Origin of the sequence: Variovorax sp. UMC13, assembly GCF_014170375.1 — a bacterium.
Lineage (GTDB): Bacteria > Pseudomonadota > Gammaproteobacteria > Burkholderiales > Burkholderiaceae_C > Variovorax.
In genome coordinates this window covers 323,673-345,871 of record NZ_LZZW01000031.1, presented here as the reverse complement: position 1 = coordinate 345,871, position 22,199 = coordinate 323,673, and the positions used below count along the sequence as shown (strand labels likewise).

Sequence of the window (22,199 nt, the reverse complement as noted above, 5' to 3'; positions counted from 1 at the left end):
TCAGAACTGCAGTTGCGCGCCGACCTTGAGGCTGCGCGGCGCGCCGGGCGCGAAGACCTGCGTGCCGCCGATCACCGCGGCCGAGGTGGCGTAGGCCTTGTTGCCGACATTCGCCACCGTGGCGTAGAGGCGGTAGCGGCGGGCCGCGGGCGGCACATGGCTCACACCGAGGTCCATGGTGGCGTAGCCGGCGTAATTCACGCTGTTGTCGGCGGTCACGGCGTAGGCGCCCACGCGGCGCCAGGTCAGCGTGCCGGTCCAGGCCGCGACCGGTGTCCACGTGATGGCGGCCGTGGCGGTGTAGCGCGGCACGCCCGCCACCGACTTGCCGAGCAGCGCGGCGCTCGCGTTCTCGGTGATGCGCGAGCGTGCGCTGCCGTAGACCAGCGAGACGTCGAGGTCGGGGCGGATGGCCCACAGGGCGCTGGCCTCGACACCGCGGCGCAAGGTCGCGCCGTAGTTCTCGTACACGCCCGGCGCCACGGTGCGGATCTCGTCGGACGAACTCAGCCGGTAGGCCGCGATGTCGAGCAAGAGGCCCTGGGCCGGCTTGAACTGCGCGCCGACCTCGGTCTGGCGGAACACGTTGGGATCGAGCTGCGAGGCGCCGAGCGCGTACTTGGCAAAGCTGTTGGGCAGCGCGAAACCCTCGGCCCAGCTGGCGCGCAGGCGCACGCCCGGCGCGACATCGGAGCGCACGCCGAGCTTGGGGCTCGCATGGCGCAGGCGGGCCAGCGGGCCGCAGGGGTCGCTGCCCGACTCCGCGCCGTCGAGGCTGCAGCCGCCGCTGAAGCGGTCCCAGCGCAGGCCCAGCGAGGGCTGGAACAGCGCATGGATGGGCGCATCGACTTCGGCGAAGGCCGAGAGGCTGTCGAGCCTGGAAGTGCGGTCGTCGATGGCCGGCGAAAGCCGCATGCGCTGGTCCAGCCCGTCGAAGTACCGGTAGGCCGTCGATTCGCGGAAGGTCTCCACGCCCGCCACCCAGTTCAGCGCGCTCCAGCGCGTCTGCGTGCGGCCGTTGAGGCTGGTGCCGGCGCCGAAGACGGTGCGGTCGTAGGTCTCCTCGCGCTGCCGCCAGGTCGTGGGGTTGACGGGCCGGCTGAACCAGCGCGTGAAGTCCTGCCGCGTGCCGTAGGCGAAGCTCAGCAGGCGAACGTCGGGCGTGAGCGCGTAGTTGAGGTCGGCGCGCAGCGTGGCGAAGCGCTTGGTGGCGCCGTCGTTCATCGCGCGCGGGTCCTTGCCGTAGGGGTCGGCCGCGAACTGCGCGGCCGTGAGGTAGGAGGGCGAGTCGCCCTCGGCCTCGTGCAGCCGGCCCGACAGCGCGATCTCCAGGTCCGGCGTCAGGGCCCGGCTCCAGCGGCCCGCCACCGTGCTGCGCTCGGCCCTGGACTGCGCGCGGAACCCGTCGCTGCGGTCGTGCTGGGCCGCAAGGTTGAGCTGGCCGCCGTCCTGCAGCGGCAGGCCCAGCGCCGCCTGCGCATCGAGGCTGCGGTGCGAGCCCAGGCTCACATCGAGCTCTCGGTAGGCATCGCGCTTGCGGGTCTCGACCGCGACCAGGCCGGCGCGATTGAAGTTGCCGTACAGCGCCGACACCGGCCCCTTGAACACCGTGAGCCGATCGATCTCCAGCGGCACGATCACGTTGAAGTCGACATAGCCGTCGGCATGCGACATCGCCTCGTTGAGCGGAATGCCGTCGAGCACCACGCCCAGGTCGCCACCGTGCCCGCCGCCGCCGAAACCGCGCAGCACGAGGGTGTCGGCCACGCCGGAGAGCTGGTAGTTCTGCACGTTCATGCCGGGCACGTGGCGGAACAGCGCCTGCGCCTGGTTCACATGCAGCGACTGGATGTCCTGGCTGTCGAAGACGGTGGTCGAGTAGGAGGCCGCGGCACCGCGCAGGGTCTGGCCCTTGACCTCGACGGTGGGGAGCTCCCGCTCGGCGGTGTCCGGGGCGGGTTCGGCCAGTGCGATGCCGGTGTTCAGCAGCAGGCAGCCGAGGGCCAGGCTCAGAGGGCGCGGGGGCCGCGGGATCGGGAGGTTCATCGGGGTCGGGAAGAAGAAAGAAGGGCGCGCGCGTGCCCGGACGCAGGGCGTCGGACAAGGCCCCGCGGGGTCAGTGCGTGTGCGCTGCGGCGGCCGAGGCCATCACCAGGTTGAGCTGGCCGTGGTGCACGCCGCGCTCGGCCATGAGCTTGTCGGCGAAGCGGCGCACCGCCTCGGCCGGGCCCCGGAGCAGCACGGTCTCGATGCAGTGCTCGGCATCGAGGTGCGCATGCGTGGAGGCGATGGTCAGGTCGTGCTGCGCATGCTGGTGGTGGGCCAGCCGCTCCGACAGTTCGCGCTCGTGGTGGTTGTAGACATAGGACAGGTTGGCCACGCAGGGGCCGTGGCGGTCATGGGTCTCGCGCTGCCGGGCCAGATGGCCGCGCAGGATGTCGCGCACGGCCTCGGAGCGGTTGCCGTAGCCGCGCTCGGCGATCAGGTGGTCGAAGTCGTGGGCCAGTTCGTCGTCGAGGGAGATCGTGAAGCGTTCCAAGGCGGTGGTCCGGCAAATGAAGGAAGTGTCGCCAGTATGAAAAAACGAAGAATCTTCTTAAATACGCCGTGTGGCGTACACGGGTCGCCGGATCAGCCCACCGGGCGCCAGCGGCCGGAAGCCGGGCAGACCTCGGCCGGCGCGCCGCGGCTGTGCACCTGCTCCTCGTCGAGCCGCGCCGCGGTGGCCGGATCGGTGTCGAAGACGATGCCGAGTGCGCGCGCGACATCGGGATGCGCGATGGGCAGTTCCCAGGTCAGGAAGACCTGGGTCAGGTCGCGCGCCGGCGCGAAGTCGGCCGCATCGAAGCCGGCGGCGCCGCGCCGGATCACCGCATGGGGCTGGGCCGTGTCGAACAGCAGCACGGTGCCCCGGACCAGCGGGATGCGCTGGCCGGTGCCGGGGAAATGCACGTCCAGGTCACGGTCCTCGCTGAGGAAGAGGTTGCAGAAGGCGGCGCTGCCGTACTGGAGGGCATCGTGGTGGTAGCGCGCGCCGCGGCAGGCCATCAATGCCACGTCGCTGCTGCCCGTCAGGTCCGGCAGTCCGCGTTCGCGCATCCAGTCGGCCACCGCCTGCACGCAGCGCCGGTAGTCGGGCCAGCGCATGCGCGCGCGCGCCAGGGGCAGGGTGTCGACGTCGCCAGGCGCAAGCGAGGACGTGGTCTCGCGCGCCCAGTCGGCAGCGAGCCGGGCCGGCGGCGCGGGCACCTCGACCACGCCCGACAGCAGCCGCGTGGCCACGCCGCGGCTGCGGAGGGTCTCGCCGCTGAAGAAGTAGGCGCTGAGGGCATCGTCCTGCGGGGACGGCGGTGACAGGGGCGGAGGCATGCAAGCCAGTGTAGGCCGTACGCTCCGGCGACAATCCGCCCATGGCCCAAGGCAAACGAATCTCTGCAGACATCGGCGGCGACGCCCTTCAATCCATCAAGGACCTCGGCGCGGCCGCCAAGCGCGCCCGCCTCGAGGCCGGCGAGGGCCAGGCGGTCGCCGCCGCGCGGCTGGGTGTGCATGTGCAGACCATCGCGCGCATCGAATCCGGCGAGCCGGGCGTGGCCATCGGCCACATGGCCGGGCTGCTCGCGCTCTACGGGATCGGCCTGGGGCTGGTCGCCAAGAACGACTGAGGCCGGCCCGGCGCTCTGCGCCTCAGCGCAGCACCAGCACCGGCAGGTTCGAGTGCGTGAGCACATGCTGGGTCTCGCTGCCCAGCAGCAGGCGCTTGACGCCCTTGCGGCCGTGCGAGGCCATCACGATCAGGTCGCATGACTGCTTCTGGGCGGCGGCGATGATGGCCTCGGCCACGCGGTCCGAGCGCACCGTCACGGTCTTGACCTTGACGCCGCTGCGCTGGGCGCGCGCATCGACGGCGGCCAGCATCTCCTGGGCGGCGTCCGTCCACTGCTTCTCGATGCGCGCGATGTCCTCGGGCGTGAACACCATCGCGCCCTCGAAGTAATTCATCGGATAGCGCGGCACCACCGTCAGCGCGACCAGTTCCGCGCCGTGCGTGGCGGCCAGCGAGATGCCGCTGGCCACGGCCTTGCGCGAGAGGGCGGAGCCGTCGGTGGCGATCAGGATGCGTTTGAACATGGATTTCCTTCGGAATGAAGGCTGAAGGCTAGGGCAGCGCGGCGGCCCCGGTTTGATCCAGATCAAGGGCCTGTCTCGCATCGGCCCCTAGGCTCGGGGCATGGACGCTGTGCTCTCTCTTCCACCCTCCGCGGCCCTGCCCGACGACGGCGTGGCGCTGGACGATCCGGCCGAATGGCTGGCCTTCGGCCATGCGCTCGACGGCGGCCGCTGGGAGTCGCAGGTGGTGGTCGAGGGCATGCATTGCGCGGCCTGCGCCTTCACCGTCGAGGCCGCGCTGTGTGCCGTGCCCGGCGTGCTGCGGGCCGATGTGAACGCCGCGAGCCGGCGCGCGCGCGTGCTGTGGTCGGCCGAAGCGGTGCGGCCTTCGCGCTGGTTCGCGGCCTCGGCCGCCGCGGGCTATCGGTTGGTGCCGGCCGGCGACCTGCAGGCGCGGGCCCGCCGCGCGCGCGAGGGCCGGGCCGCGCTGTGGCGCTGGCTGGTGGCGGGCTTCTGCATGATGCAGGTGATGATGTACGCCTACCCCGCGTACATCGCGCAGCCCGGCGAGATGACGGCCGATGCGGTGCAGCTCATGCGCTGGGCCTCGTGGGTGCTCACGCTGCCGGTGGTGCTGTTCTCCTGCGGCCCCTTCTTCCGCAGCGCCTGGCGCGACCTGCGGCAGCGGCGCATCGGCATGGACCTGCCGGTGGCGCTGGGCATGGCGATCGTGTTCGTGGTCAGCACGGCCGGCACCTTCGACCCCGAGGGGCCGCTGGGCCACGAGGTCTACTTCGACTCGCTCACCATGTTTGTCTTCTTCCTGCTCACGGGGCGCTGGCTTGAGACACGGCTGCGGGGCCGCACGGCCGGCGCGCTCGAAGCGCTGATGAACCGGGTGCCCGACAGCATCGAGCGCCTGGCCGCCGACGGCAGCTTCCAGCGCGTCGCGGTGCGGCGCCTGGCCGTGGGCGACGTGATCCGCGTGCGGCCGGGCGAGGCCTTTCCCGCCGACGGCCTGGTGATCGACGGCCACACCACCGCCGACGAGGCATTGCTCACCGGCGAGTCGCGGCCCGTGCCGCGCGGCCGCGGCGAGCGCGTGCTGGCCGGCAGCCACAACCTCTCGGCCGTGGTGCAGCTGCGCATCGAATCGGTGGGGCAGGGCACGCGCTTCGCGCAGATCGTCGCGCTGATGGAAAGCGCTTCGACGGGCAAGCCGCGGCTGGCCCGGCTGGCCGACCGGGTGGCCAAGCCCTTCCTGATCGGCGTGCTGGCCGCGGCCGCGCTGGCCGCCGTGCTGTGGTGGCCTGCCGGCCCGGGCCAGGCGCTGATGGTGGCGGTCGCGGTGCTGATCGTGACCTGTCCCTGCGCACTCTCGCTGGCCACGCCGGCCGCGATGCTCGCGAGCGCGGGCGCATTGGCGCGTGGCGGGGTGCTGGTGCACGACCTGCAGGCGCTCGAGGCGCTGGCCACGGTCGACACCGTGGTCTTCGACAAGACTGGCACGCTCACGCGCGACACGCCGCGGCTCGACCGCGTGTACTGCCGCGCGGGCCTGCGGCCGGGCGATGCGGTGGAACTGGCCGCCGCGCTCGGCGCGCAGTCGCTGCATCCCGTGGCCAAGGCGCTGGTGCGTGCCTGGGAAGAAGAACACCGCACGCCGCCCGACTGGCTGGCGCTGGACCTGCGCGAGCAGGCGGGGCAGGGGTTGGAAGGGCAGCTGCAGCGCCGCGGATCGAAGGCGATGCCGCTGCGCGTGCGCCTGGGTTCGGCCGCGCATTGCGAGGTCGAGGCCCTGCCCATCGATGCGCCGCAGTTGCACCTGTCGGATGCCCATGGCTGGGTCGCGAGCTTCGTGCTGGCCGAGGAACTGCGCCCGGACGCCGTGGCCGCGGTCGCGGCATTGAAGGCGCAGGGCATCGCGGTGCAGCTGCTGTCGGGCGACCGCAGCGCGGCTGCGCAGGAAGTGGCGGCGCGCGTGGGCATCGCGCAGGTGCAGGGCGACTGCACGCCCGAGGACAAGCTGCGCGCGCTGCAGCACTTGCAGGCCGAAGGCCGGCGCGTCGCGATGGTCGGCGACGGCCTCAACGACGGGCCGGTGCTGGCCGCGGCCCATGCGTCCTTCGCGCTGGGCAACGCGGTGCCGCTGGCGCAGGCCCGCGCCGACTTCATCGTGATGGGCAATGCGCTGTCGGCGGTGCCGGACGCGATCGCGCAGGCGCGCCGCACGCTGAAGATCGTGCGCCAGAACCTGGCCTGGGCCGCGGGCTACAACGCGCTGTGCGTGCCGCTGGCGCTGGCCGGCTGGCTGCCCGCCTGGCTGGCCGGCATCGGCATGGCGGCGAGTTCGCTGTGGGTGGTGCTCAATGCGGCGCGGCTCGCGCGCGCTGCCGGGGCGGCCGCCTGATGGACATCCTGTTCCTGCTTGTGCCCTTCTCGGTGGTGCTGGTGCTGGTGATCCTCGGCGGCCTGTGGTGGGCCGTCGACCGCGGCCAGTTCGAGGATGTGGATCGCGAAGGCGAACGCATTCTGAACAACGATTGATCTAGCGCAAGGCGCCCAGCGCAGCGCAGCCAGACACTGGCCGGGTCCATTGAAAAAGGCCCGACGATGCAAGCTTCCCACCCTCCCGCGGCGGTCTACGCCGACACCGCCGTCCGGCAGTTCGCCCTCATGTCCGTCGTCTGGGGCGTGGTGGGCATGCTGGTCGGCGTGATCATCGCGTCGCAACTGGCCTGGCCCGAGCTCAACCTCGGCATCTCCTGGCTCAGCTACGGCCGGCTGCGTCCGCTGCACACCAACGCCGTGATCTTCGCCTTCGGCGGCTGCGCGCTGATGGCCACCAGCTTCCACGTGGTGCAGCGCACCTGCCAGGTCCGCCTGTTCGCACCGGCACTGGCCTCGTTCGTGTTCTGGGGCTGGCAGCTCGTCATCGTCGCCGCGGCCATCAGCCTGCCCATGGGCTACACCAGCGGCAAGGAATACGCCGAGCTCGAGTGGCCGATCGACATCCTGATCACGCTGGTCTGGGTGGCCTATGCGATCGTGTTCTTCGGCACCATCGCGATGCGCAAGGTGCGCCACATCTACGTGGCCAACTGGTTCTACGGCGCCTTCATCATCGCGGTGGCGCTGCTGCACATCGTCAACAGCGCGGCCATTCCCGCGGGCTGGATGAAGAGCTACTCGGCCTATGCGGGCGTGCAGGACGCGATGGTCCAGTGGTGGTACGGCCACAACGCGGTGGGCTTCTTCCTCACCGCGGGCTTCCTCGGGATGATGTACTACTACATCCCCAAGCAGGCGGGGCGCCCGGTGTATTCGTACCGGCTGTCGATCGTCCACTTCTGGGCGCTGATCTTCACCTACATGTGGGCGGGCCCGCACCACCTGCACTACACCGCGCTGCCCGACTGGACGCAGTCCATCGGCATGGTGTTCTCGCTGATCCTGCTGGCGCCCAGCTGGGGCGGGATGATCAACGGCGTGATGACGCTGTCGGGCGCCTGGCACAAGCTGCGCACCGACCCGATCCTGCGCTTCCTGATCGTCGCGCTGTCCTTCTACGGCATGGCGACTTTCGAGGGTCCGATGATGTCGATCAAGACCGTCAACGCGCTCTCGCACTACACCGACTGGACCGTGGGCCACGTGCACGCCGGCGCGCTGGGCTGGGTCGGGCTGATCACCATGGGCTCGCTGTACTACCTGATCCCGCGCCTGTGGGGCCGCACCGAGATGCACAGCACCCAGGCCATCGAGCTGCACTTCTGGATGTCGACCGTGGGCATCGTGCTCTACATCGCCGCCATGTGGATCGCCGGCGTGATGCAGGGCCTGATGTGGCGCGCGGTCAATGCCGACGGCACGCTGACCTACACCTTCGTCGAGAGCGTGAAGGCCACCTACCCCTACTACGTGGTGCGCCTGCTCGGCGGCCTCTTGTACCTGGGCGGCATGCTGGTCATGGCCTGGAATGTCTGCATGACGGTGATCGCGGGCCGCTCGGTGCGCGCCGCCATTCCGCCGGTGGCCGCCGTCGCCCACGCCTGAAGAGAACGACACCATGAGTTCCAACGCCCCCAAGACCGGCTTCTCGCACGAGAAGATCGAGACCAACAACTTCCTGATGATCGTGCTGATCCTGCTGGTGATCGCCGTCGGCGGCCTGGTGGAGATCGTGCCGCTGTTCTTCCAGAAGTCCACCACCGAGGCCGTGACCGGCGTCCGGCCGCTCGAGCCGCTGCAGCTGGTGGGCCGCGACATCTACGTGCGCGAGGGTTGCTACAACTGCCACTCGCAGATGATCCGCCCCTTCCGCGCCGAGACGCTGCGCTACGGCCACTACTCGGTGGCGGGCGAGTTCGTCTACGACCACCCCTTCCAGTGGGGCAGCAAGCGCACCGGGCCCGACCTGCACCGCGTGGGCGGCAAGTACAGCGACGAGTGGCATCGCATCCACCTGAACAACCCGCGCGACCTGGTGCCCGAGTCGAACATGCCGGCCTACGCCTGGCTCGAGAAGACGCCGGCCGACGCCGCCAGCATCGGCACCCACATGACGGCGCTGCGCCGCGTGGGCGTGCCCTACACCGACGAACAGATCGCGGGTGCGAAGGAGGCCGTGAGCGGCAGGACCGAGATGGACGCCATCGTGGCCTACCTGCAGTCGCTGGGCCTCGCGCTCAAGTGAGCCAGGACAAGAGGAGAGAAGAGATGGACATCACCACCCTGCGCATCGCGGCCACGCTGGCCTCCTTCGTGACCTTCATCGGCATCCTGGCCTGGGCCTTCTCGCGCCGTCGCCGCCAGGGCTTCGACGAAGCCGCGAACCTGCCTTTCGAGCAGGACTGAGGAAACGAACACCATGAGCGATTTCATCGGCGGCTTCTGGTCGCACTACGTCACCTACCTCTCGCTGGCCAGCATCGCGGCCTGCGCCCTGCTGCTGTGGATCACCAACCGGGCCCGCGTGCCCGGCGGCGGCGACAACACCACCGGCCACGTCTGGGACGAGGACCTGCGCGAGATGAACAACCCGCTGCCGCGCTGGTGGGTGGGCCTGTTCATCCTGACCATCGTCTTCGCGCTGGGCTACCTGGTGGCCTACCCGGGCCTGGGCAGCCTGCAGGGCCAGCTGGGCTGGAGCACGCAGGGCGAGTACGCAAAAGAGATCGCCAAGGCCAATGCCGAGCTGGCGCCCGTCTATGCCAAGTACACGGCCATGCCGCACGAGGCGGTGGCCGGCGACCCGCAGGCCATGGCCATCGGCGAACGGCTGTTCCTCAACAACTGCGCGCAGTGCCACGGCTCCGACGCGCGCGGCAGCAAGGGCTTCCCGAACCTGACCGACAAGGACTGGCTCTACGGCGGCGCGCCCGAGCGCATCCAGGAGACCATCACCCAGGGCCGCACCGGCGTGATGCCGCCCATGGCCGCGGCCGTGGGCTCGCCCGAGGACGTGAAGAACGTGGCGAACTACGTGCTGAGCCTGTCGGGCAGCCCGCACGACTCGGTGCGCGCCGGCCTGGGCAAGGGCAAGTTCAGCGCCTGCGCGGCCTGCCACGGCGTGGGCGGCACGGGCAACCCCGCGCTGGGCGCGCCCAACCTGGCGGACCGCGTCTGGCTGCACGGCTACGGGCAGGACGCGATCGTCTCGATCATCAACACCGGCAAGACCAACGTCATGCCGGCCCAGCAGGGCCGGCTGACCGAGGCCCAGATCCATGTGCTGGCCTCCTACGTCTGGGGTCTGTCGAACCGCGCCGCCGCGCCCTGAGTTTCGTTCGCCGATGTCCGCTTCCCCCCGACCCGCGCCGCGCAAGCCGATCCCCATCGTCCCGGTGGAGAGCGCGTCCGTGGGCCTCTACGAGGCGCACAGGAAGATCTATGCGCGCAGCATCCAGGGCGTGTTCGCGCGCTGGCGCTGGGCCATGGTCTTCCTCACGCAGATCGTGTTCTACGGCCTGCCGTGGCTCGAGTGGGGCCAGCGCCAGATGGTGCTGTTCGACCTGGCCGCGCGGCGCTTCTACCTGTTCGGGCTGGTGCTCTACCCGCAGGACCTGATCTACCTCACGGGCCTGCTGGTGGTCTCGGCGCTGCTGCTGTTCCTGTTCACCGCGGTGGCAGGGCGGCTGTGGTGCGGCTATGCCTGCCCGCAGACCGTCTACACCCAGATGTTCATGTGGGTGGAAGAGAAGATCGAAGGCCCGCGCAGCGCGCGCATGCGCCTGGACAAGGGCGCGCTCTCGATGGAGAAGGGCGTCAAGAAGAGCTTCAAGCACCTGGTGTGGCTGGGCATCGCGCTGTGGACCGGCTTCACCTTCGTGGGCTACTTCACACCCATCCGCGAGCTCGGGATGGCCTTCCTGCAGACGCGCATGGGCTCGTGGGAAGTGTTCTGGGCCTTCTTCTACGGCTTCGCGACCTATGGCAATGCCGGCTTTATGCGCGAGCAGGTCTGCAAGTACATGTGCCCCTACGCGCGCTTCCAGGGCGCGATGTTCGACCGCGACACGCTGATCGTGAGCTACGACGCGGCCCGCGGCGAGGCCCGGGGTGCGCGCGGCAAGCAGCACGACCGCGCCGGCCTGGGCGACTGCATCGACTGCACCCTGTGCGTGCAGGTGTGCCCGACCGGCATCGACATCCGCGAGGGACTGCAGTACGAGTGCATCGGCTGCGGCCTGTGCGTCGACGCCTGCAACACGGTGATGGCCAAGATGGCCTACCCGCCCGGCCTGATCCGCTACGCCACGCAGAACGGCATGGCCGGCCGCTGGTCGGCGCGCCAGGTGCTGCGCCGCGTGCTGCGGCCGCGGGTGCTGGTCTACAGCGCCTTGCTGGGCGTGCTGTGCCTGGGCCTGCTGGCCAGCCTGGTGGTGCGCACGCCGCTCAAGGTCGACGTGGTGCGCGACCGCGCCTCGCTGGCGCGCATCGCCGAGGGCGGCATGCTGGAGAACGTGTACCGGCTGCAGCTGATGAACGCCACCGAGCGCCCGCAGCGCTATGCCATCGCCGTGCGCGGCCTCGAGGGCCTGAGCGTGGCCTCGGGTGCCTCGCTCGAAGTGCAGCCGGCCGAATCGCGCTGGGTCGCGGTGCGGCTGCAGCTGCCCTATGGCAGCGCGGCGCCGGGCTCGCACACCGTGCATTTCGATGTGCGCTCGGAGGACGGCGCGTCGCATGTCTCGGAAAAAGCCATCTTCCTGGTCCCGCGCTAGCGCGGACCGCCATGTTCAACAGAAAGAGATCGTCATGAATGCTCCCGGCCTCCTGCCCACCGTCGCCGAACCCTGGTGGAAGTTTCCCTATGTCTGGATGGTGATCGCCGGGCCGGCCGCCGTCGTGGTGGCGGGCTTCGCCACGCTGTGGATCGCGGTCCGCACGCCCGACCCGGTGGTGGCCGAGGACTACTACCGCCAGGGCGTTGCGATCAACAAGACGCTGGCCGACAAGAAGCTGATGCCGGCGCAGTCGGGCCGCAACCACGCCGCCACGCCCAGCGACGACGTGCCGCTGCCGAAGCACTGACGGCCATGAAGCAGCGCATCCGTCGCCTGGCCTGGATCCTCTGGCCCTCGTTCCTGCTGGCCTGCGTGGTGGAGATGCTCGTGTTCGCGCTGGTCGACCCGGGCGACCTGCACTGGCGCGGCGAACCGCTGCCGCTCTCGCGGCAGGGCATCTACACGCTGGGTTTCTTCGTGTTCTGGGCGCTGGGCATGGGCTCGAGCGCGCTCACGGCGCTGCTCGGCATGTCCAGGCGCGAGATCAACAGGCCGGAGGATTGACGATGCGCTTGAGCTTGTCGGCGTCGACGATGCGCACATGGCGCTGCTGCACGGCCACGATGCCGTCCTCGACGAACTTCGACAGCGTGCGGCTCACGGTCTCGAGCTTGAGGCCGAGGTAGCTGCCGATCTCCTCGCGGGTCATGCGCAACACCAGCTCCGACTGCGAGAAGCCGCGCGCATGCAGCCGTTGCACCAGGTTCAGCAGGAAGGCCGCGAGCCGCTCCTCGGCGCGCATGCTGCCCAGCAGCAGCATCACGCCGTGCTCGCGCACGATCTCGCGGCTCATGATCTTGTGCACATGGCGCTGCAGGGCCGTGACCTCGCGCGACAGCTCCTCGATGCGGTCGAAGGGCATCACGCAGACCTCGGAGTCCTCCAGCGCCACCGCGTCGCAGGTGTGGTGCTCGCTCACGATGCCGTCCAGCCCGATGATCTCGCCCGCCATCTGGAAGCCCGTGACCTGGTCGCGCCCGTCCTCGGCCGTGATGCAGGTCTTGAACACGCCGGTGCGGATCGCGTAGAGCGAGGTGAAGCGTTCGCCGTTGTGGAACAGCGCCTCGCGCCGCTTGACCTTGCGCCGCGTCGCGACGATCTCGTCGATGCGTTCCAGCTCCGCGGGCTGCAGGCCCACGGGCATGCACAGCTCGCGCAGGTTGCAGTTGGAGCAGGCGACTTTGATGGTGTCAGGTGTCATGGCGGTTCGGTGCCGGCCGGGGAGGGGGCGGCCACGCTTCAAGTTGGTGCCCCGATTGTCGTCGCCTCCCCGCGCACGGGACTTGATGCAGGTCAAGGAAGTCCGGCCCGGTCGTCGGCACAGTCAGGGAGCCCCGTGTGCCACATCACCATGCCAACCACCCTGTCCCCCGTCCTCGCCGCCCCCGTGGCACCCGCCGCGCCTGCTTCCGCCGCGCCCGTCATGACGGCCGCGATGCTCCAGCGCTTCGACGTGCAGGGGCCGCGCTACACCTCCTACCCGACCGCCGACCGCTTCGTCGAGGCCTTCGGCAGCGAGGACTACGCACAGGCGCTGCGCCAGCGCGCGCTGAACACCGGCGCGCGGGCGCTGCCGCTGTCGGTCTACGTGCACCTGCCCTTCTGCGCCTCGCTGTGCTATTTCTGCGCCTGCAACAAGATCGTGACCGGCCACCCCGAGCGCGCCGAGGCCTACCTGGACTATCTCGAGCGCGAGATCGCCCTGCAGGTGGCGCAGCTCGGGCGCGGCGCGGCCGTGAGCCAGCTGCACCTGGGCGGAGGCACCCCGACCTTCCTCGACGATGCGGCGCTCGCGCGGCTGATGGCGATGCTGCGCGGCGCCTTCACCTTGGCGCCCGAGGGCGAGTACGCGATCGAGATCGACCCGCGCACCATCGACGAGGCCCGCCTGGAACGGATCGCGGCGCTGGGCTTCAACCGGCTGAGCTTCGGCGTGCAGGATTTCGATCCGGCGGTGCAGAAGGCGGTGCACCGCATCCAGCCGGCCGAGCAGGTGTTCGACCTGGTGGCCTCGGCGCGGCGGCTGGGCTTCGGCTCCATCAACGTCGACCTGATCTACGGCCTGCCCCGGCAGACCGCGGCTTCCTTCGACCGCACGCTGGAAAAGATCTGCGCCCTGCGGCCCGAGCGCATCGCGCTCTATGCCTATGCCCACCTGCCCGAGCGCTTCAAGCCCCAGCGCCGCATCGACCCGGCCGAGCTGCCCGATGCCGCCGCCAAGCTCGACATGCTTTCGCGCTCGATCGCGGCGCTGACCGCGGCCGGCTATGTCTACATCGGCATGGACCATTTCGCGCTGCCCACCGACCCGCTGGCCGTCGCGCGCCGCCAGGGTCGGCTGCACCGCAATTTCCAGGGCTACAGCACCCAGCCCGAATGCGACCTGGTGGCGCTGGGCGTGTCGGCCATCGGCCGGGTCGGTGCCACCTACAGCCAGAACGCCAAGACGCTGGAGGAGTACTACGACCTGCTCGACCAGGGCCGGCTGCCGGTGGTGCGCGGCCTCGCGCTGTCGCGCGACGACGTGCTGCGGCGTGCGGTGATCATGGCGCTGATGTGCCAGGGACAGCTGAGCTTCGAGTCCATCGGCCTGGCGCACCTGGTCGACTTCCGCCAGCACTTCGCGGCCGAGCTCGAGGCGCTGCAGCCGCTGGTGGCGCAGGGCCTGGTCACGGTCGACGACCACGAGATCGAGGTCACGCCCGTCGGCTGGTTCTTCGTGCGCGCCATCGCGATGGTCTTCGACCGCTACCTGCAGGCCGACCGCAACCGCTCGCGCTTCTCGCGGATCATCTGATGCAGACGGCGCTCATCGGCAGCGCGTTGTTGATGGGCCTGGCCGGCGGCCCGCACTGCGTGGCCATGTGCGGCGCGGCCTGCGCGGGCGTGATCCGCTTCGCGCGTGCGCCCGCGGGCGGCGGCGCGGCGGTGCTGCCCACGCCGGCGGTGCCGGCCGCAGTCCTGTTCCATGGGGCGCGCCTGGCCAGCTACGCGGCCGGCGGCGCGCTCGCGGCGAGCGCCGTGCAGGGCCTGGCCTTCGCGAGCGAGCAGGTCGCGCTGCTGCGGCCGCTCTGGCTGCTGCTGCATGTGGCGGTGTTCGCATGGGGCCTGCTGCTGGCCGTGGCGGGGCGCCAGCCGCTGTGGGCGCACAGCCTGGGGCGCTTGCTGGCGAAGCGGCTTCGACCCCGGGAGGGTTCGCGCTGGCGGGTGCTCGCCACCGGCGCGCTGTGGGTCTCGATGCCCTGCGGGCTGCTCTATTCGGCGCTGATGCTCGCCGCCTTGGGCAACGACGCGGGGCAGGGCGCGGCCGTGATGGCCGCGTTCGCCCTGGGTAGCGGCATCGCGCTTCTGGTCGCGCCCTGGCTGTGGCGCCGTCTGCACGGCGTGTTCGGCGCGTCCCGGCGCGAATGGGGCACCCGGCTCGCGGGCGCGGTGCTGGCGGTGGTCGCGCTGCAGGCCGTGTGGCACGACCTGGGCCGGCAGATCGCGGTCTGGTGCCAATAGCACCCGGGACCCGCCTGCCGTCCTTACTTCACCAGCTTCAACGTGCCCTTCATGAGCGAGGAGTGGCCGGGGAAGGAGCAGAAGTAGCTGTAGCTGCCGGCCGCGTCCAGCTTCGCGACCGCGAAGCTCACGCTGTCGCTCTCGCCGCCGCCGACGATGCGGGTGTGGGCCAGCACGCGCGCGTCGCCGGCCTTCACGTAGTTCTGCGCCGCGCCGGCCGCGATGCCGTCGCTCGCGACCGCCTGCACGTCGGCTGCCTTGCTCAACACCCAGTTGTGGCCCATGGCCTGCCTGGGCAGCTTGCCGCTGTGCCTGAGCTTGACGGTGAATTCCTTGCAGCTTTTGCTGACCTCGATCACCGGCTGGTTGAACTGCATGGCGTCGTTGCCCTCGATCTCGATCGTGCAGTCGGCGGCGAAGGCGGGCGCGGCGGCGAAGGCGAGCAGGGCAAGGGCGAAGCGGGGGCGAAGCATGGGAGGGTTTCCTGATGAAGAAGGCGGCGGGCCGAGGTGCCCACCGCATCACAGGCATTGTGCGAATGCGCGTAGCGGCTTCGTCTGACCTGCATCAAGGGCCGTCCATTCCGCCTGGCCCTGGCGTTCAGGTCCCCGGCTCGATCCCGTGCGAGCGCAGCAGCGCCTTGGCGCGCCGCAGCTCGTGCTGCAGGTCGAGGATCAGCGCCGCCGCGTCAAGGTCGACGCCGAAGTCGCGCTCCAGCCGGCGCGCGGCCAGGGCCTGCTGCAGGTCGGCGCTCTGGAAGCGCCAGTCGTCGGGCGGCAAGGTGCGCGAAGGCACCGAGACGATGCCGACCTCGACCAGCTGCACGACCCATTCGATGCCGGCACCGCAGGCGTGCGCCAGCTCCCGCGCGGCCAGCGGGTGGGCCGCGCTCAAGGTGGTGGTGGTCGTCGTGACGGAAACATGGGCCATGGTGCTCACACTCCCAGGTGGCGGCGCGGGTTGAAGCCGCTGCTGGCCGCGGCCAGTTGTTCGTAGGCCTGCCGGGCCGCGTCGCTGTCGGCGGGCGGCAGCGCGATCTCCAGCAGCAGGTAGAGGTCGCCGGGCGGCGTGCCGGCGAAACCGCGGCCCTTGAGCCGCAGCTTGAGGCCGCTGCGCGCCTTGGCCGGCACGGTGATCTCGACCGTGCCGCCGGCGGGCACGGGCACCTCGATCGAGGCGCCCAGCGCGGCCTCGCTGGGCGTCACCGGCAGCGTCATGTAGAGGTCGCGGCCCTCGATGCGGTAGCGCGCATGCGGCGCGATGCGCACCTCGAGATACAGGTCGCCGGCCGGCTCGCCGCCGTGGCCAGGCATGCCCTGTTTGGCCAGTCGGATGAACTGGCCGGGATGCACGCCGGCCGGGATCTTCACGCTCAGCGTGCGGGTCTTGAATTCGGGCTGGCCGTCGGCGCCGGTCTCGATGCCGCGCAGCGAGATCTCGCGCTCGGCGCCCTGCAGCGCCTCTTCCAGCGTGATCTCGATCGCGGCGTGATGGTCCTCGCCGCGTGCGCGGTAGTTCTGGCGCGCGGCGCTGCGGCGCTCCGAGGCGCCGAACAACGAGGAGAAGAATTCGCTGAACTCGGCCTGGTCGGCCGGGCCGTGGGCGCCGGTCGGCGGACCGCGGTGGAATTCGAAGCCTTCGTCCCAGCCGGGCGGCGGCTGGAAGTCGCCGCCGGGGCTGCCGCCGCGCGCGACCCGGTCGGCCAGCGCATCGTAGGCCGCGCGCTTTTCCTTGTCGGCCAGCACGTCCTTGGCCTCGTTGAGGTCGCGCATCCTGTGCTCGGCGTCGGCTTCCTTGCTGACGTCGGGGTGGTACTTGCGCGCCAGCCGGCGGTAGGCCTTGCGCACCTCGTCGTCGGAGGCACCGCGCTCGACCCCGAGCACCTTGTAGTAGTCCTTGAAGTCCATGGCGGTGTCCGGCGAGGTGATCAGGCCAGGGCGGCAGCGTCGCCGGTGCGCGCGAGCAGGGGTTCCACCTGCCAGCGGCCGTCGACACGCTCGAAGCGCAGCGGCTGCGCATTGCCCAGGATGGCCGGCTCGATCGTCACGCCCAGCAGCGCGGCCAGCACGTACAGCGTGCCGCCGTGCGCCACCACCAGCACCGGGCCCGGCTGCGCCAGCGCCAGGTTGAGCGCCGCGCGCTTGCGGTCGACGAACTGCGCCAGCGTCTCGCCGCCCTCGGGCGCGCAGGCCCAGTCGAGGTTCACCGAGGAGGTGCCGATCAGCGCGCCGAAATGGCGCTCGCGCAGGTCCTCGCGCGCCAGCGGCACGATGCGCAGGCTGGCGGCCACGGTGTGGGCGGTGTCGAAGGCGCGGCGCGCGTCGCTGCAGACGATGGTGCGGATCGGCTCGCCGGTCAGGCGCTCGGCGGCCAGCACGGCCTGCTGCTGGCCCAGTTCGCTCAGCGGCTCGTCGACGGCCTGGAAGATGCGCGACGCGTTGCGGCCGGTCTGGCCGTGGCGCAGGAAGTAGAAGTGGTCGCAGGCCGGCGCGATGGGCTCGGCGGCGGCCAGGCGGACCAGTTCGTCGAAGCCGGCGGGATGCTGCTGGGTGAAATGCGCGGTGGTGGTGCTCATGGGGCTGGGGTCAGGAGGAAGAGGGCCGGCCGATCTTCATGGCGTGGGGACGCGCCAGCAGACGGTCAACGTAGACGTCGATCTTCGCACTGCCCGAGCGCCGGCCCATCATGCGTTGCCAGATGAACATCGAGCCGATCATCACGTCGGCGGCGCTGAAGCGCGCGCCGAACAGGTAGGGGCCCTCGCCGAGTTCGCGTTCGACCACGTCGGTGACGATGGCGTAGTCGTTCCAGCCGCGCGCATCCGGCGTCTCCAGGTCCAGCAGTTCGTCGCTCAGCGAGGGCTCGAGTTGCGCGGTGGCGTAGACCATCAGCGAGAGATAGCGGCCGCGTTCGGGCGTGCCCAGCGGCGGCGCGAGCCTGGCCTGCGGATATTTCTCTGCGATGTAGAGCGCGATGGCCGGGTTCTCGAACACCCGCGCCTTGCCGTCGACCAGCGCCGGCAGCTTGCCCGCGGGGTTGATGGCGCGGAAGGCCGACGTCTTGTGTTCCTTCTTCTTGAAGTCGATGGGCACGATCTCGTAGGGCACGCCGGCCTCGTCGAGCATCCATTTGGCGATCAGCGCCCGGCTGTACGGGTTGAAGTAGAGCTTCATCGCGGTCTCCTGGGGTCAGAGTTTGGGAATGCGCAGCGTCTTGCTCACCATCAGCGTGCCCGACAGCGCGAACAGCAGGACCAGCGGATGCAGCTGCCACGGGCCCAGCATCCAGGCGCCGCCCCACACCGCATCGCCCACGCGGCCCTGCCATGCCGACCAGGCGAGCACGCCCACCAGCACCACGCTGGTCGGGATCGGCGTGCCTTCGAAGTACTTGACCTTGTCGGCGCCCTCGGACAGCGCCTCCGCCGTGACGTTGTAGCGCGCCAGCCGGCTCACGCCGCAGCAGACGAAATAGACCAGCACCAGGCAGTCCCAGCCGCCGTCCAGGCCGGCCGCGAAGGCCAGCGCAGCGGGCGCGACGCCGAAGGAGATCACGTCGGCCAGCGAGTCGAGTTCGCGCCCGAGCGCCGAGTGGGTCTGGCGCCAGCGCGCGATGCGGCCGTCGAACACGTCGAACACGAAGGCCGCGGGGGCCAGCGCCGCGGCCCAGAGGAAATGCGAGAGCGAGGGCTTGGCCATGTAGGCCATCGCGAGGAAGACCGCGCCGACGCCGCAGGCCGCGTTGCCCAGCGTGAACACGTCGGCCAGGTGGAAGCCGCGGATCATGGAGAAGTGCTGGCGTGGCATGGGGCGGTGTCCTCGGTGCGGGGTTCGGGCCGCCGGTCGGCGGTCGCATCGCCGCACCTTAGCGCAATCGGCGCGCGCGCCTTGTAGGCTCAATCCGGCGTCTCGGCCCCGCTGCGGGTCAGCAGCACGCGGTTGCCGCCCGACTTCTTGGCCGCGTACATCGCCTCGTCGGCGTAACGGATCAGCTGCTTGTAGTCGTCGCCGTGCTCGGGGTACAGCGCGATCCCGATGCTGGGCGAGACCTGCAGCTGGCGCGCGGCCAGCATGAAGGGCAGGCGCAGCACGCTCAGGATGCGGCCGGCCACGGCCATGGCCTGGCCCGCGGAATGGTCGTTGTCCAGCAGCACCAGGAACTCGTCGCCGCCGATGCGCCCGACGGTGTCGGCCGCGCCCACGCAATGGCGCAGCCGCAGGGCGGTTTCCTGCAGCAGCAGGTCGCCCACCGCGTGACCGAAGCTGTCGTTGACCTGCTTGAACATGTCCAGGTCGAGGTAGAGCACCGCGAAGCGCGAGGCGCGGGTGCGTGCGCGCTGCAGCGCGGCCTCCATGCGGTCGTGCAGCAATGCGCGGTTGGGCAGGTCGGTCAGCGGATCGTGGCGCGCGATGTGCCGCAGCCAGGTCTCGCGGCGCTTGCGCTCGATCGCGGTCGCGACCTGGTCCGAGACGAACTGCAGCAGCTCCACGTCGGCGTCGGTGTAGCGCTCGTCGCCCGAGTAGCTCTGCACCACCAGCACGCCGATCGTGCCCTGCTGGGTGCGCAGCGGCACGCCCAGCCAGTCGAGCGAGCCCTTGCCGACGTCGAGCTTCACGCGCGCCGGCAGCGGGGTCGGGATGTCGGAGCGCAGCAGCAGCGGCTGGCCGCTGCGGATCACCTCGGCGCTCAGCGTGCCCGCGCTCAGGGTCAGCGGCGCGGGGGGCGTGTGGTGGGTGTCGACGTAGTAGGGGAACGTGAGCGCGTCGGTGGCCTCGTCGTAGAGCGCGACGAAGAAGTTGAGCGCGGGCAGCAGGCCGCCGACGATCCGGTGCACGCGCTCGAACAGCGCGACCAGGTCCTCGGCCGTGTGCGCGGCCTCGGACACCGCGTACAGCGCGGCGCGCATCGATTCGGCGCGCCGGCGCTCGGTCACGTCGCGTGCCACGGCCACCCGCACCTGGTCGGCTTCCGACCAGCGGGCCGACCACATGATGTAGACCGGGCGCCCGTCCTTGCGGCGGTAGCGGTTCTCGAAATGCGGGTCCTGGGTGCCGGCGATGACCTTGTCCACGCCTTCGAGCGTCCGGGCGCGGTCCTCGGGCCAGACGAAATCGATCATCGGCTGGCCGACCATCTCCTGGGCGGTGTAGCCGAAGATTCGCTCGCAGGCCGCGCTCAGGAAGACGAAGCGGCCCGACCCGTCGACCACGCAGATGGCGTCGACCAGCAGGTCCATGACGGTGTGGAGGAAGTCGGCGCCGTGGCGGTTCATGGACAGGGTCGCGGAAAGGGCAAAGGAGCGGATGCAGCCGCAGGACGCACATGTCGTGCCAACGCAGGAGCGCATCATGCCGCACCCGCTGCCCGGCCGCCGCCGCCGCCTGTTTCCCAGGACCCTTGCGCCAGATCAAGGGCGACGCAGATCCGGGCGCCGCGCGCCGTCGCGGCGTGCGAAGGCGCCTAAGATTCTTCCGCAGCGCAACGGCCGCGCGAAGCGGCGAAGGACACACAGGCATGTACTACAGCAGTGGCAACTACGAGGCCTTCGCCCGGCCGCGCAAACCCGGCGGCGTGGAGAACAAGACCGCATGGTTCGTCGGCTCGGGCCTGGCGGCGCTGGCGGGCGCGGCCTTCCTGATCCGCGACGGGCACATGCTCGGGAACCGGATCACCATCCTCGAGCGGCTCGCGCTGCCCGGCGGCGCGCTCGACGGGCTCGAGGTGCCGAAGAAGGGCTTCGTGATCCGCGGCGGGCGCGAGATGGAGAACCACTTCGAATGCCTGTGGGACCTGTTCCGCTCGATTCCCTCGCTCGAAGTCGAGGGCGCGAGCGTGCTCGACGAGTTCTACTGGCTCGACAAGGACGACCCGAACTACTCCCTGCAGCGCGCCACGGTGAACCGGGGCGAGGACGCCCGTACCGACGGCCTGTTCACGCTCAGCGAGCAGGCGCAGAAGGAGATCGTCCAGCTGTTCCTGGCCACCCGCGAGGAGATGGAGAACAAGCGCATCGATGAAGTTCTGGGGCAGGACTTCCTCGCCAGCAACTTCTGGCTCTACTGGCGCACCATGTTCGCCTTCGAGGAGTGGCATTCGGCGCTGGAGATGAAGCTGTACCTGCACCGCTTCATCCACCACATCGGCGGCCTGCCGGATTTCTCCGCGCTCAAGTTCACCAAATTCAACCAGTACGAATCGCTGGTGCTGCCGCTGGTCGCGTGGCTGCAGGAGAAAGGCGTGATGTTCCAGTACGGCACCGAGGTCACCGACGTCGATTTCGACATCGCCGCCGCGCGCAAGCAGGCCACGCGCATCCACTGGACGAAGGACGGCGTTGCGGGCGGAGTCGACCTGGGGCCCGACGATCTGGTGTTCATGACCATCGGCTCGCTGACCGAGAACTCCGACAGCGGCGACCACCACACGCCCGCCAAGCTCGACGAAGGCCCGGCGCCTGCCTGGGACCTGTGGCGCCGCATCGCCGCCAAGGACCGCGCCTTCGGCCGGCCCGACGTGTTCGGCGCGCACATCCCTGAAACCAAATGGGAGTCGGCCACCGTCACCACGCTCGATGCGCGGATTCCGCAGTACATCCGGAAGATCGCCAAGCGCGACCCGTTCAGCGGCAAGGTCGTGACCGGCGGCATCGTCAGCGCCCGGGACTCGGCCTGGCTGATGAGCTGGACCGTGAACCGGCAGCCGCATTTCAAGCGCCAGCCCAAGGACCAGATCGTGGTCTGGGTCTATGCACTGTTCGTGGACACGCCCGGCGACCATGTGAAGAAGCCGATGCAGGACTGCACGGGCGAGGAGATCACCCAGGAATGGCTCTACCACCTGGGCGTGCCGGTCGAGGACATCGCCGAACTGGCGGCGACAGGCGCCAAGACCGTGCCGGTGATGATGCCCTACATCACGGCCTTCTTCATGCCGCGCCAGGCGGGCGACCGGCCGGACGTGGTGCCCGAGGGGGCCGCCAACTTCGCCTTCATCGGCCAGTTCGCCGAGTCGAAACAGCGCGACTGCATCTTCACCACCGAGTACTCGGTGCGCACGCCGATGGAAGCCGTCTACACGCTGCTGGGCGTGGAGCGCGGCGTGCCGGAGGTGTTCAACTCGACCTACGACATCCGCACCCTGCTGGCCGCGACCGGCCGCCTGCGCGACGGCAAGGAGATCGAGATCCCCGGCCCGGCCTTCCTGCGCCACCTGCTGATGAAGAAGCTCGACAGCATCCAGGTCGGCGCGCTGCTGCGGGAGTTCAAGCTGGTGGCCGACGACTGAGGGCGGCCGGCGGCC

25 protein-coding genes are annotated in these 22,199 nt (G+C 70.2%); 13 read left to right on the top strand and 12 right to left on the bottom strand.

Going from position 1 to position 22,199, the window contains the following annotated elements; all coding sequences use genetic code 11:
* From A9977_RS26690 to A9977_RS26680, 3 genes are all read right to left on the bottom strand, one after another.
* On the bottom strand, positions 1-2,046 hold the full coding sequence (locus A9977_RS26690) for a TonB-dependent receptor (RefSeq protein ID WP_183027809.1): 2,046 nt from the start codon (positions 2,044-2,046) through the stop codon (positions 1-3).
* A gap of 70 nt (positions 2,047-2,116) precedes the next feature.
* Complete coding sequence (gene nikR / locus A9977_RS26685; protein WP_183027808.1) at positions 2,117-2,539, bottom strand: nickel-responsive transcriptional regulator NikR; 423 nt, start codon at positions 2,537-2,539, stop codon at positions 2,117-2,119.
* A 92-nt stretch (positions 2,540-2,631) separates the two neighbouring features.
* Positions 2,632-3,369: a hypothetical protein gene (locus A9977_RS26680; RefSeq protein WP_183027807.1), complete on the bottom strand. Its 738-nt coding sequence runs from the start codon at positions 3,367-3,369 to the stop codon at positions 2,632-2,634.
* Between the two features lie 41 nt (positions 3,370-3,410).
* Here A9977_RS26680 and A9977_RS26675 point away from each other — a divergent pair, with 41 nt between their 5' ends.
* On the top strand, positions 3,411-3,665 hold the full coding sequence (locus A9977_RS26675) for a helix-turn-helix domain-containing protein (protein ID WP_183027806.1): 255 nt from the start codon (positions 3,411-3,413) through the stop codon (positions 3,663-3,665).
* A 22-nt stretch (positions 3,666-3,687) separates the two neighbouring features.
* Here the strand turns inward: A9977_RS26675 and A9977_RS26670 are convergent, their stop codons facing one another.
* Positions 3,688-4,131, bottom strand: coding sequence for a universal stress protein (locus A9977_RS26670; protein WP_183027805.1), 444 nt, complete (start codon positions 4,129-4,131; stop codon positions 3,688-3,690).
* A gap of 100 nt (positions 4,132-4,231) precedes the next feature.
* On the opposite strand from A9977_RS26670, the gene A9977_RS26665 reads away from it, so the two are divergent.
* The 9 genes from A9977_RS26665 (at position 4,232) to A9977_RS26625 (ending at position 11,900) form a co-directional block, all read left to right on the top strand.
* Positions 4,232-6,520, top strand: a complete 2,289-nt coding sequence (locus tag A9977_RS26665; RefSeq protein WP_183027804.1) for a cation-translocating P-type ATPase — start codon at positions 4,232-4,234, stop codon at positions 6,518-6,520.
* Complete coding sequence (gene ccoS, locus A9977_RS26660) at positions 6,520-6,657, top strand: cbb3-type cytochrome oxidase assembly protein CcoS (protein ID WP_183027803.1); 138 nt, start codon at positions 6,520-6,522, stop codon at positions 6,655-6,657. Before A9977_RS26665 ends, ccoS begins: the two co-directional genes overlap by 1 nt.
* A 66-nt stretch (positions 6,658-6,723) precedes the next feature.
* Positions 6,724-8,166 (top strand): cytochrome-c oxidase, cbb3-type subunit I, encoded by a 1,443-nt coding sequence (gene ccoN / locus A9977_RS26655; RefSeq protein WP_183027802.1) that lies wholly within the window; start codon positions 6,724-6,726, stop codon positions 8,164-8,166.
* A 13-nt stretch (positions 8,167-8,179) separates the two neighbouring features.
* Positions 8,180-8,806, top strand: a complete 627-nt coding sequence (gene ccoO / locus A9977_RS26650) for a cytochrome-c oxidase, cbb3-type subunit II (RefSeq protein ID WP_183027801.1) — start codon at positions 8,180-8,182, stop codon at positions 8,804-8,806.
* A gap of 23 nt (positions 8,807-8,829) precedes the next feature.
* Positions 8,830-8,967 carry a cbb3-type cytochrome c oxidase subunit 3 gene (locus tag A9977_RS26645; RefSeq protein ID WP_183027800.1) on the top strand — a complete coding sequence of 46 codons (138 nt, stop codon included), beginning with the start codon at positions 8,830-8,832 and terminating at the stop codon, positions 8,965-8,967.
* Positions 8,968-8,980: 13 nt separating this feature from the next.
* The gene (ccoP, locus tag A9977_RS26640) at positions 8,981-9,892 is read left to right on the top strand and encodes a cytochrome-c oxidase, cbb3-type subunit III (protein ID WP_183027799.1); all 912 of its coding nucleotides are present in this window, start codon (positions 8,981-8,983) and stop codon (positions 9,890-9,892) included.
* 13 nt (positions 9,893-9,905) lie between these two features.
* Positions 9,906-11,333, top strand: coding sequence for a cytochrome c oxidase accessory protein CcoG (gene ccoG / locus A9977_RS26635; RefSeq protein ID WP_183027798.1), 1,428 nt, complete (start codon positions 9,906-9,908; stop codon positions 11,331-11,333).
* 34 nt (positions 11,334-11,367) lie between these two features.
* The gene (locus tag A9977_RS26630; protein WP_183027797.1) at positions 11,368-11,643 is read left to right on the top strand and encodes a FixH family protein; all 276 of its coding nucleotides are present in this window, start codon (positions 11,368-11,370) and stop codon (positions 11,641-11,643) included.
* A 5-nt stretch (positions 11,644-11,648) separates the two neighbouring features.
* The gene (locus A9977_RS26625) at positions 11,649-11,900 is read left to right on the top strand and encodes a hypothetical protein (protein WP_183027796.1); all 252 of its coding nucleotides are present in this window, start codon (positions 11,649-11,651) and stop codon (positions 11,898-11,900) included.
* On the opposite strand, the gene fnr is transcribed toward A9977_RS26625, so the two are convergent.
* Positions 11,881-12,597, bottom strand: coding sequence for a fumarate/nitrate reduction transcriptional regulator Fnr (gene fnr, locus A9977_RS26620; RefSeq protein WP_183027795.1), 717 nt, complete (start codon positions 12,595-12,597; stop codon positions 11,881-11,883). The two genes, A9977_RS26625 and fnr, sit on opposite strands and share 20 nt — an antisense overlap.
* Positions 12,598-12,819: 222 nt before the next feature.
* Between fnr and hemN the strand changes: the two genes are divergently transcribed.
* Both hemN and A9977_RS26610 read left to right on the top strand, forming a co-directional pair.
* Complete coding sequence (hemN, locus tag A9977_RS26615; RefSeq protein WP_183027952.1) at positions 12,820-14,193, top strand: oxygen-independent coproporphyrinogen III oxidase; 1,374 nt, start codon at positions 12,820-12,822, stop codon at positions 14,191-14,193.
* Positions 14,193-14,900, top strand: coding sequence for a sulfite exporter TauE/SafE family protein (locus A9977_RS26610; RefSeq protein WP_183027794.1), 708 nt, complete (start codon positions 14,193-14,195; stop codon positions 14,898-14,900). The genes hemN and A9977_RS26610 overlap by 1 nt, the downstream gene beginning before the upstream one ends.
* Before the next feature lie 23 nt (positions 14,901-14,923).
* On the opposite strand, the gene azu is transcribed toward A9977_RS26610, so the two are convergent.
* From azu to A9977_RS26575, 7 genes are all read right to left on the bottom strand, one after another.
* A complete protein-coding gene (gene azu, locus A9977_RS26605; protein WP_183027793.1) occupies positions 14,924-15,373 on the bottom strand; it encodes an azurin in 450 nt (149 codons plus the stop codon).
* A gap of 127 nt (positions 15,374-15,500) precedes the next feature.
* Positions 15,501-15,830 (bottom strand): chaperone modulator CbpM, encoded by a 330-nt coding sequence (locus A9977_RS26600; RefSeq protein WP_183027792.1) that lies wholly within the window; start codon positions 15,828-15,830, stop codon positions 15,501-15,503.
* 5 nt (positions 15,831-15,835) lie between these two features.
* Positions 15,836-16,807, bottom strand: coding sequence for a DnaJ C-terminal domain-containing protein (locus A9977_RS26595; RefSeq protein ID WP_183027791.1), 972 nt, complete (start codon positions 16,805-16,807; stop codon positions 15,836-15,838).
* A 20-nt stretch (positions 16,808-16,827) separates the two neighbouring features.
* Positions 16,828-17,475, bottom strand: a complete 648-nt coding sequence (locus tag A9977_RS26590) for a histidine phosphatase family protein (RefSeq protein WP_183027790.1) — start codon at positions 17,473-17,475, stop codon at positions 16,828-16,830.
* A 10-nt stretch (positions 17,476-17,485) separates the two neighbouring features.
* Positions 17,486-18,073 (bottom strand): glutathione S-transferase family protein, encoded by a 588-nt coding sequence (locus A9977_RS26585; protein ID WP_183027789.1) that lies wholly within the window; start codon positions 18,071-18,073, stop codon positions 17,486-17,488.
* A gap of 15 nt (positions 18,074-18,088) precedes the next feature.
* A complete protein-coding gene (locus tag A9977_RS26580) occupies positions 18,089-18,706 on the bottom strand; it encodes a phosphatidylcholine/phosphatidylserine synthase (RefSeq protein WP_259652156.1) in 618 nt (205 codons plus the stop codon).
* 89 nt (positions 18,707-18,795) lie between these two features.
* Positions 18,796-20,172 carry a diguanylate cyclase domain-containing protein gene (locus A9977_RS26575; protein ID WP_220812092.1) on the bottom strand — a complete coding sequence of 459 codons (1,377 nt, stop codon included), beginning with the start codon at positions 20,170-20,172 and terminating at the stop codon, positions 18,796-18,798.
* A gap of 242 nt (positions 20,173-20,414) precedes the next feature.
* Here A9977_RS26575 and A9977_RS26570 point away from each other — a divergent pair, with 242 nt between their 5' ends.
* Positions 20,415-22,184: an oleate hydratase gene (locus A9977_RS26570; protein WP_183027788.1), complete on the top strand. Its 1,770-nt coding sequence runs from the start codon at positions 20,415-20,417 to the stop codon at positions 22,182-22,184.
* Positions 22,185-22,199: the final 15 nt, after the last annotated feature.

What these genes read in the sequence shown, in the direction of transcription:
- A9977_RS26690 (WP_183027809.1), bottom strand. Translation starts at nt 2,046, where the DNA reads ATGAACCTCCCGATCCCGCGGCCCCCGCGCCCTCTGAGCCTGGCCCTC.
- A9977_RS26680 (WP_183027807.1), bottom strand. Translation starts at nt 3,369, where the DNA reads ATGCCTCCGCCCCTGTCACCGCCGTCCCCGCAGGACGATGCCCTCAGC.
- A9977_RS26675 (WP_183027806.1), top strand. Translation starts at nt 3,411, where the DNA reads ATGGCCCAAGGCAAACGAATCTCTGCAGACATCGGCGGCGACGCCCTT.
- A9977_RS26670 (WP_183027805.1), bottom strand. Translation starts at nt 4,131, where the DNA reads ATGTTCAAACGCATCCTGATCGCCACCGACGGCTCCGCCCTCTCGCGC.
- A9977_RS26665 (WP_183027804.1), top strand. Translation starts at nt 4,232, where the DNA reads ATGGACGCTGTGCTCTCTCTTCCACCCTCCGCGGCCCTGCCCGACGAC.
- ccoS (WP_183027803.1), top strand. Translation starts at nt 6,520, where the DNA reads ATGGACATCCTGTTCCTGCTTGTGCCCTTCTCGGTGGTGCTGGTGCTG.
- ccoN (WP_183027802.1), top strand. Translation starts at nt 6,724, where the DNA reads ATGCAAGCTTCCCACCCTCCCGCGGCGGTCTACGCCGACACCGCCGTC.
- ccoO (WP_183027801.1), top strand. Translation starts at nt 8,180, where the DNA reads ATGAGTTCCAACGCCCCCAAGACCGGCTTCTCGCACGAGAAGATCGAG.
- A9977_RS26645 (WP_183027800.1), top strand. Translation starts at nt 8,830, where the DNA reads ATGGACATCACCACCCTGCGCATCGCGGCCACGCTGGCCTCCTTCGTG.
- ccoP (WP_183027799.1), top strand. Translation starts at nt 8,981, where the DNA reads ATGAGCGATTTCATCGGCGGCTTCTGGTCGCACTACGTCACCTACCTC.
- ccoG (WP_183027798.1), top strand. Translation starts at nt 9,906, where the DNA reads ATGTCCGCTTCCCCCCGACCCGCGCCGCGCAAGCCGATCCCCATCGTC.
- A9977_RS26630 (WP_183027797.1), top strand. Translation starts at nt 11,368, where the DNA reads ATGAATGCTCCCGGCCTCCTGCCCACCGTCGCCGAACCCTGGTGGAAG.
- A9977_RS26625 (WP_183027796.1), top strand. Translation starts at nt 11,649, where the DNA reads ATGAAGCAGCGCATCCGTCGCCTGGCCTGGATCCTCTGGCCCTCGTTC.
- fnr (WP_183027795.1), bottom strand. Translation starts at nt 12,597, where the DNA reads ATGACACCTGACACCATCAAAGTCGCCTGCTCCAACTGCAACCTGCGC.
- hemN (WP_183027952.1), top strand. Translation starts at nt 12,820, where the DNA reads ATGACGGCCGCGATGCTCCAGCGCTTCGACGTGCAGGGGCCGCGCTAC.
- A9977_RS26610 (WP_183027794.1), top strand. Translation starts at nt 14,193, where the DNA reads ATGCAGACGGCGCTCATCGGCAGCGCGTTGTTGATGGGCCTGGCCGGC.
- azu (WP_183027793.1), bottom strand. Translation starts at nt 15,373, where the DNA reads ATGCTTCGCCCCCGCTTCGCCCTTGCCCTGCTCGCCTTCGCCGCCGCG.
- A9977_RS26600 (WP_183027792.1), bottom strand. Translation starts at nt 15,830, where the DNA reads ATGGCCCATGTTTCCGTCACGACGACCACCACCACCTTGAGCGCGGCC.
- A9977_RS26595 (WP_183027791.1), bottom strand. Translation starts at nt 16,807, where the DNA reads ATGGACTTCAAGGACTACTACAAGGTGCTCGGGGTCGAGCGCGGTGCC.
- A9977_RS26590 (WP_183027790.1), bottom strand. Translation starts at nt 17,475, where the DNA reads ATGAGCACCACCACCGCGCATTTCACCCAGCAGCATCCCGCCGGCTTC.
- A9977_RS26585 (WP_183027789.1), bottom strand. Translation starts at nt 18,073, where the DNA reads ATGAAGCTCTACTTCAACCCGTACAGCCGGGCGCTGATCGCCAAATGG.
- A9977_RS26580 (WP_259652156.1), bottom strand. Translation starts at nt 18,706, where the DNA reads ATGCCACGCCAGCACTTCTCCATGATCCGCGGCTTCCACCTGGCCGAC.
- A9977_RS26575 (WP_220812092.1), bottom strand. Translation starts at nt 20,172, where the DNA reads ATGAACCGCCACGGCGCCGACTTCCTCCACACCGTCATGGACCTGCTG.
- A9977_RS26570 (WP_183027788.1), top strand. Translation starts at nt 20,415, where the DNA reads ATGTACTACAGCAGTGGCAACTACGAGGCCTTCGCCCGGCCGCGCAAA.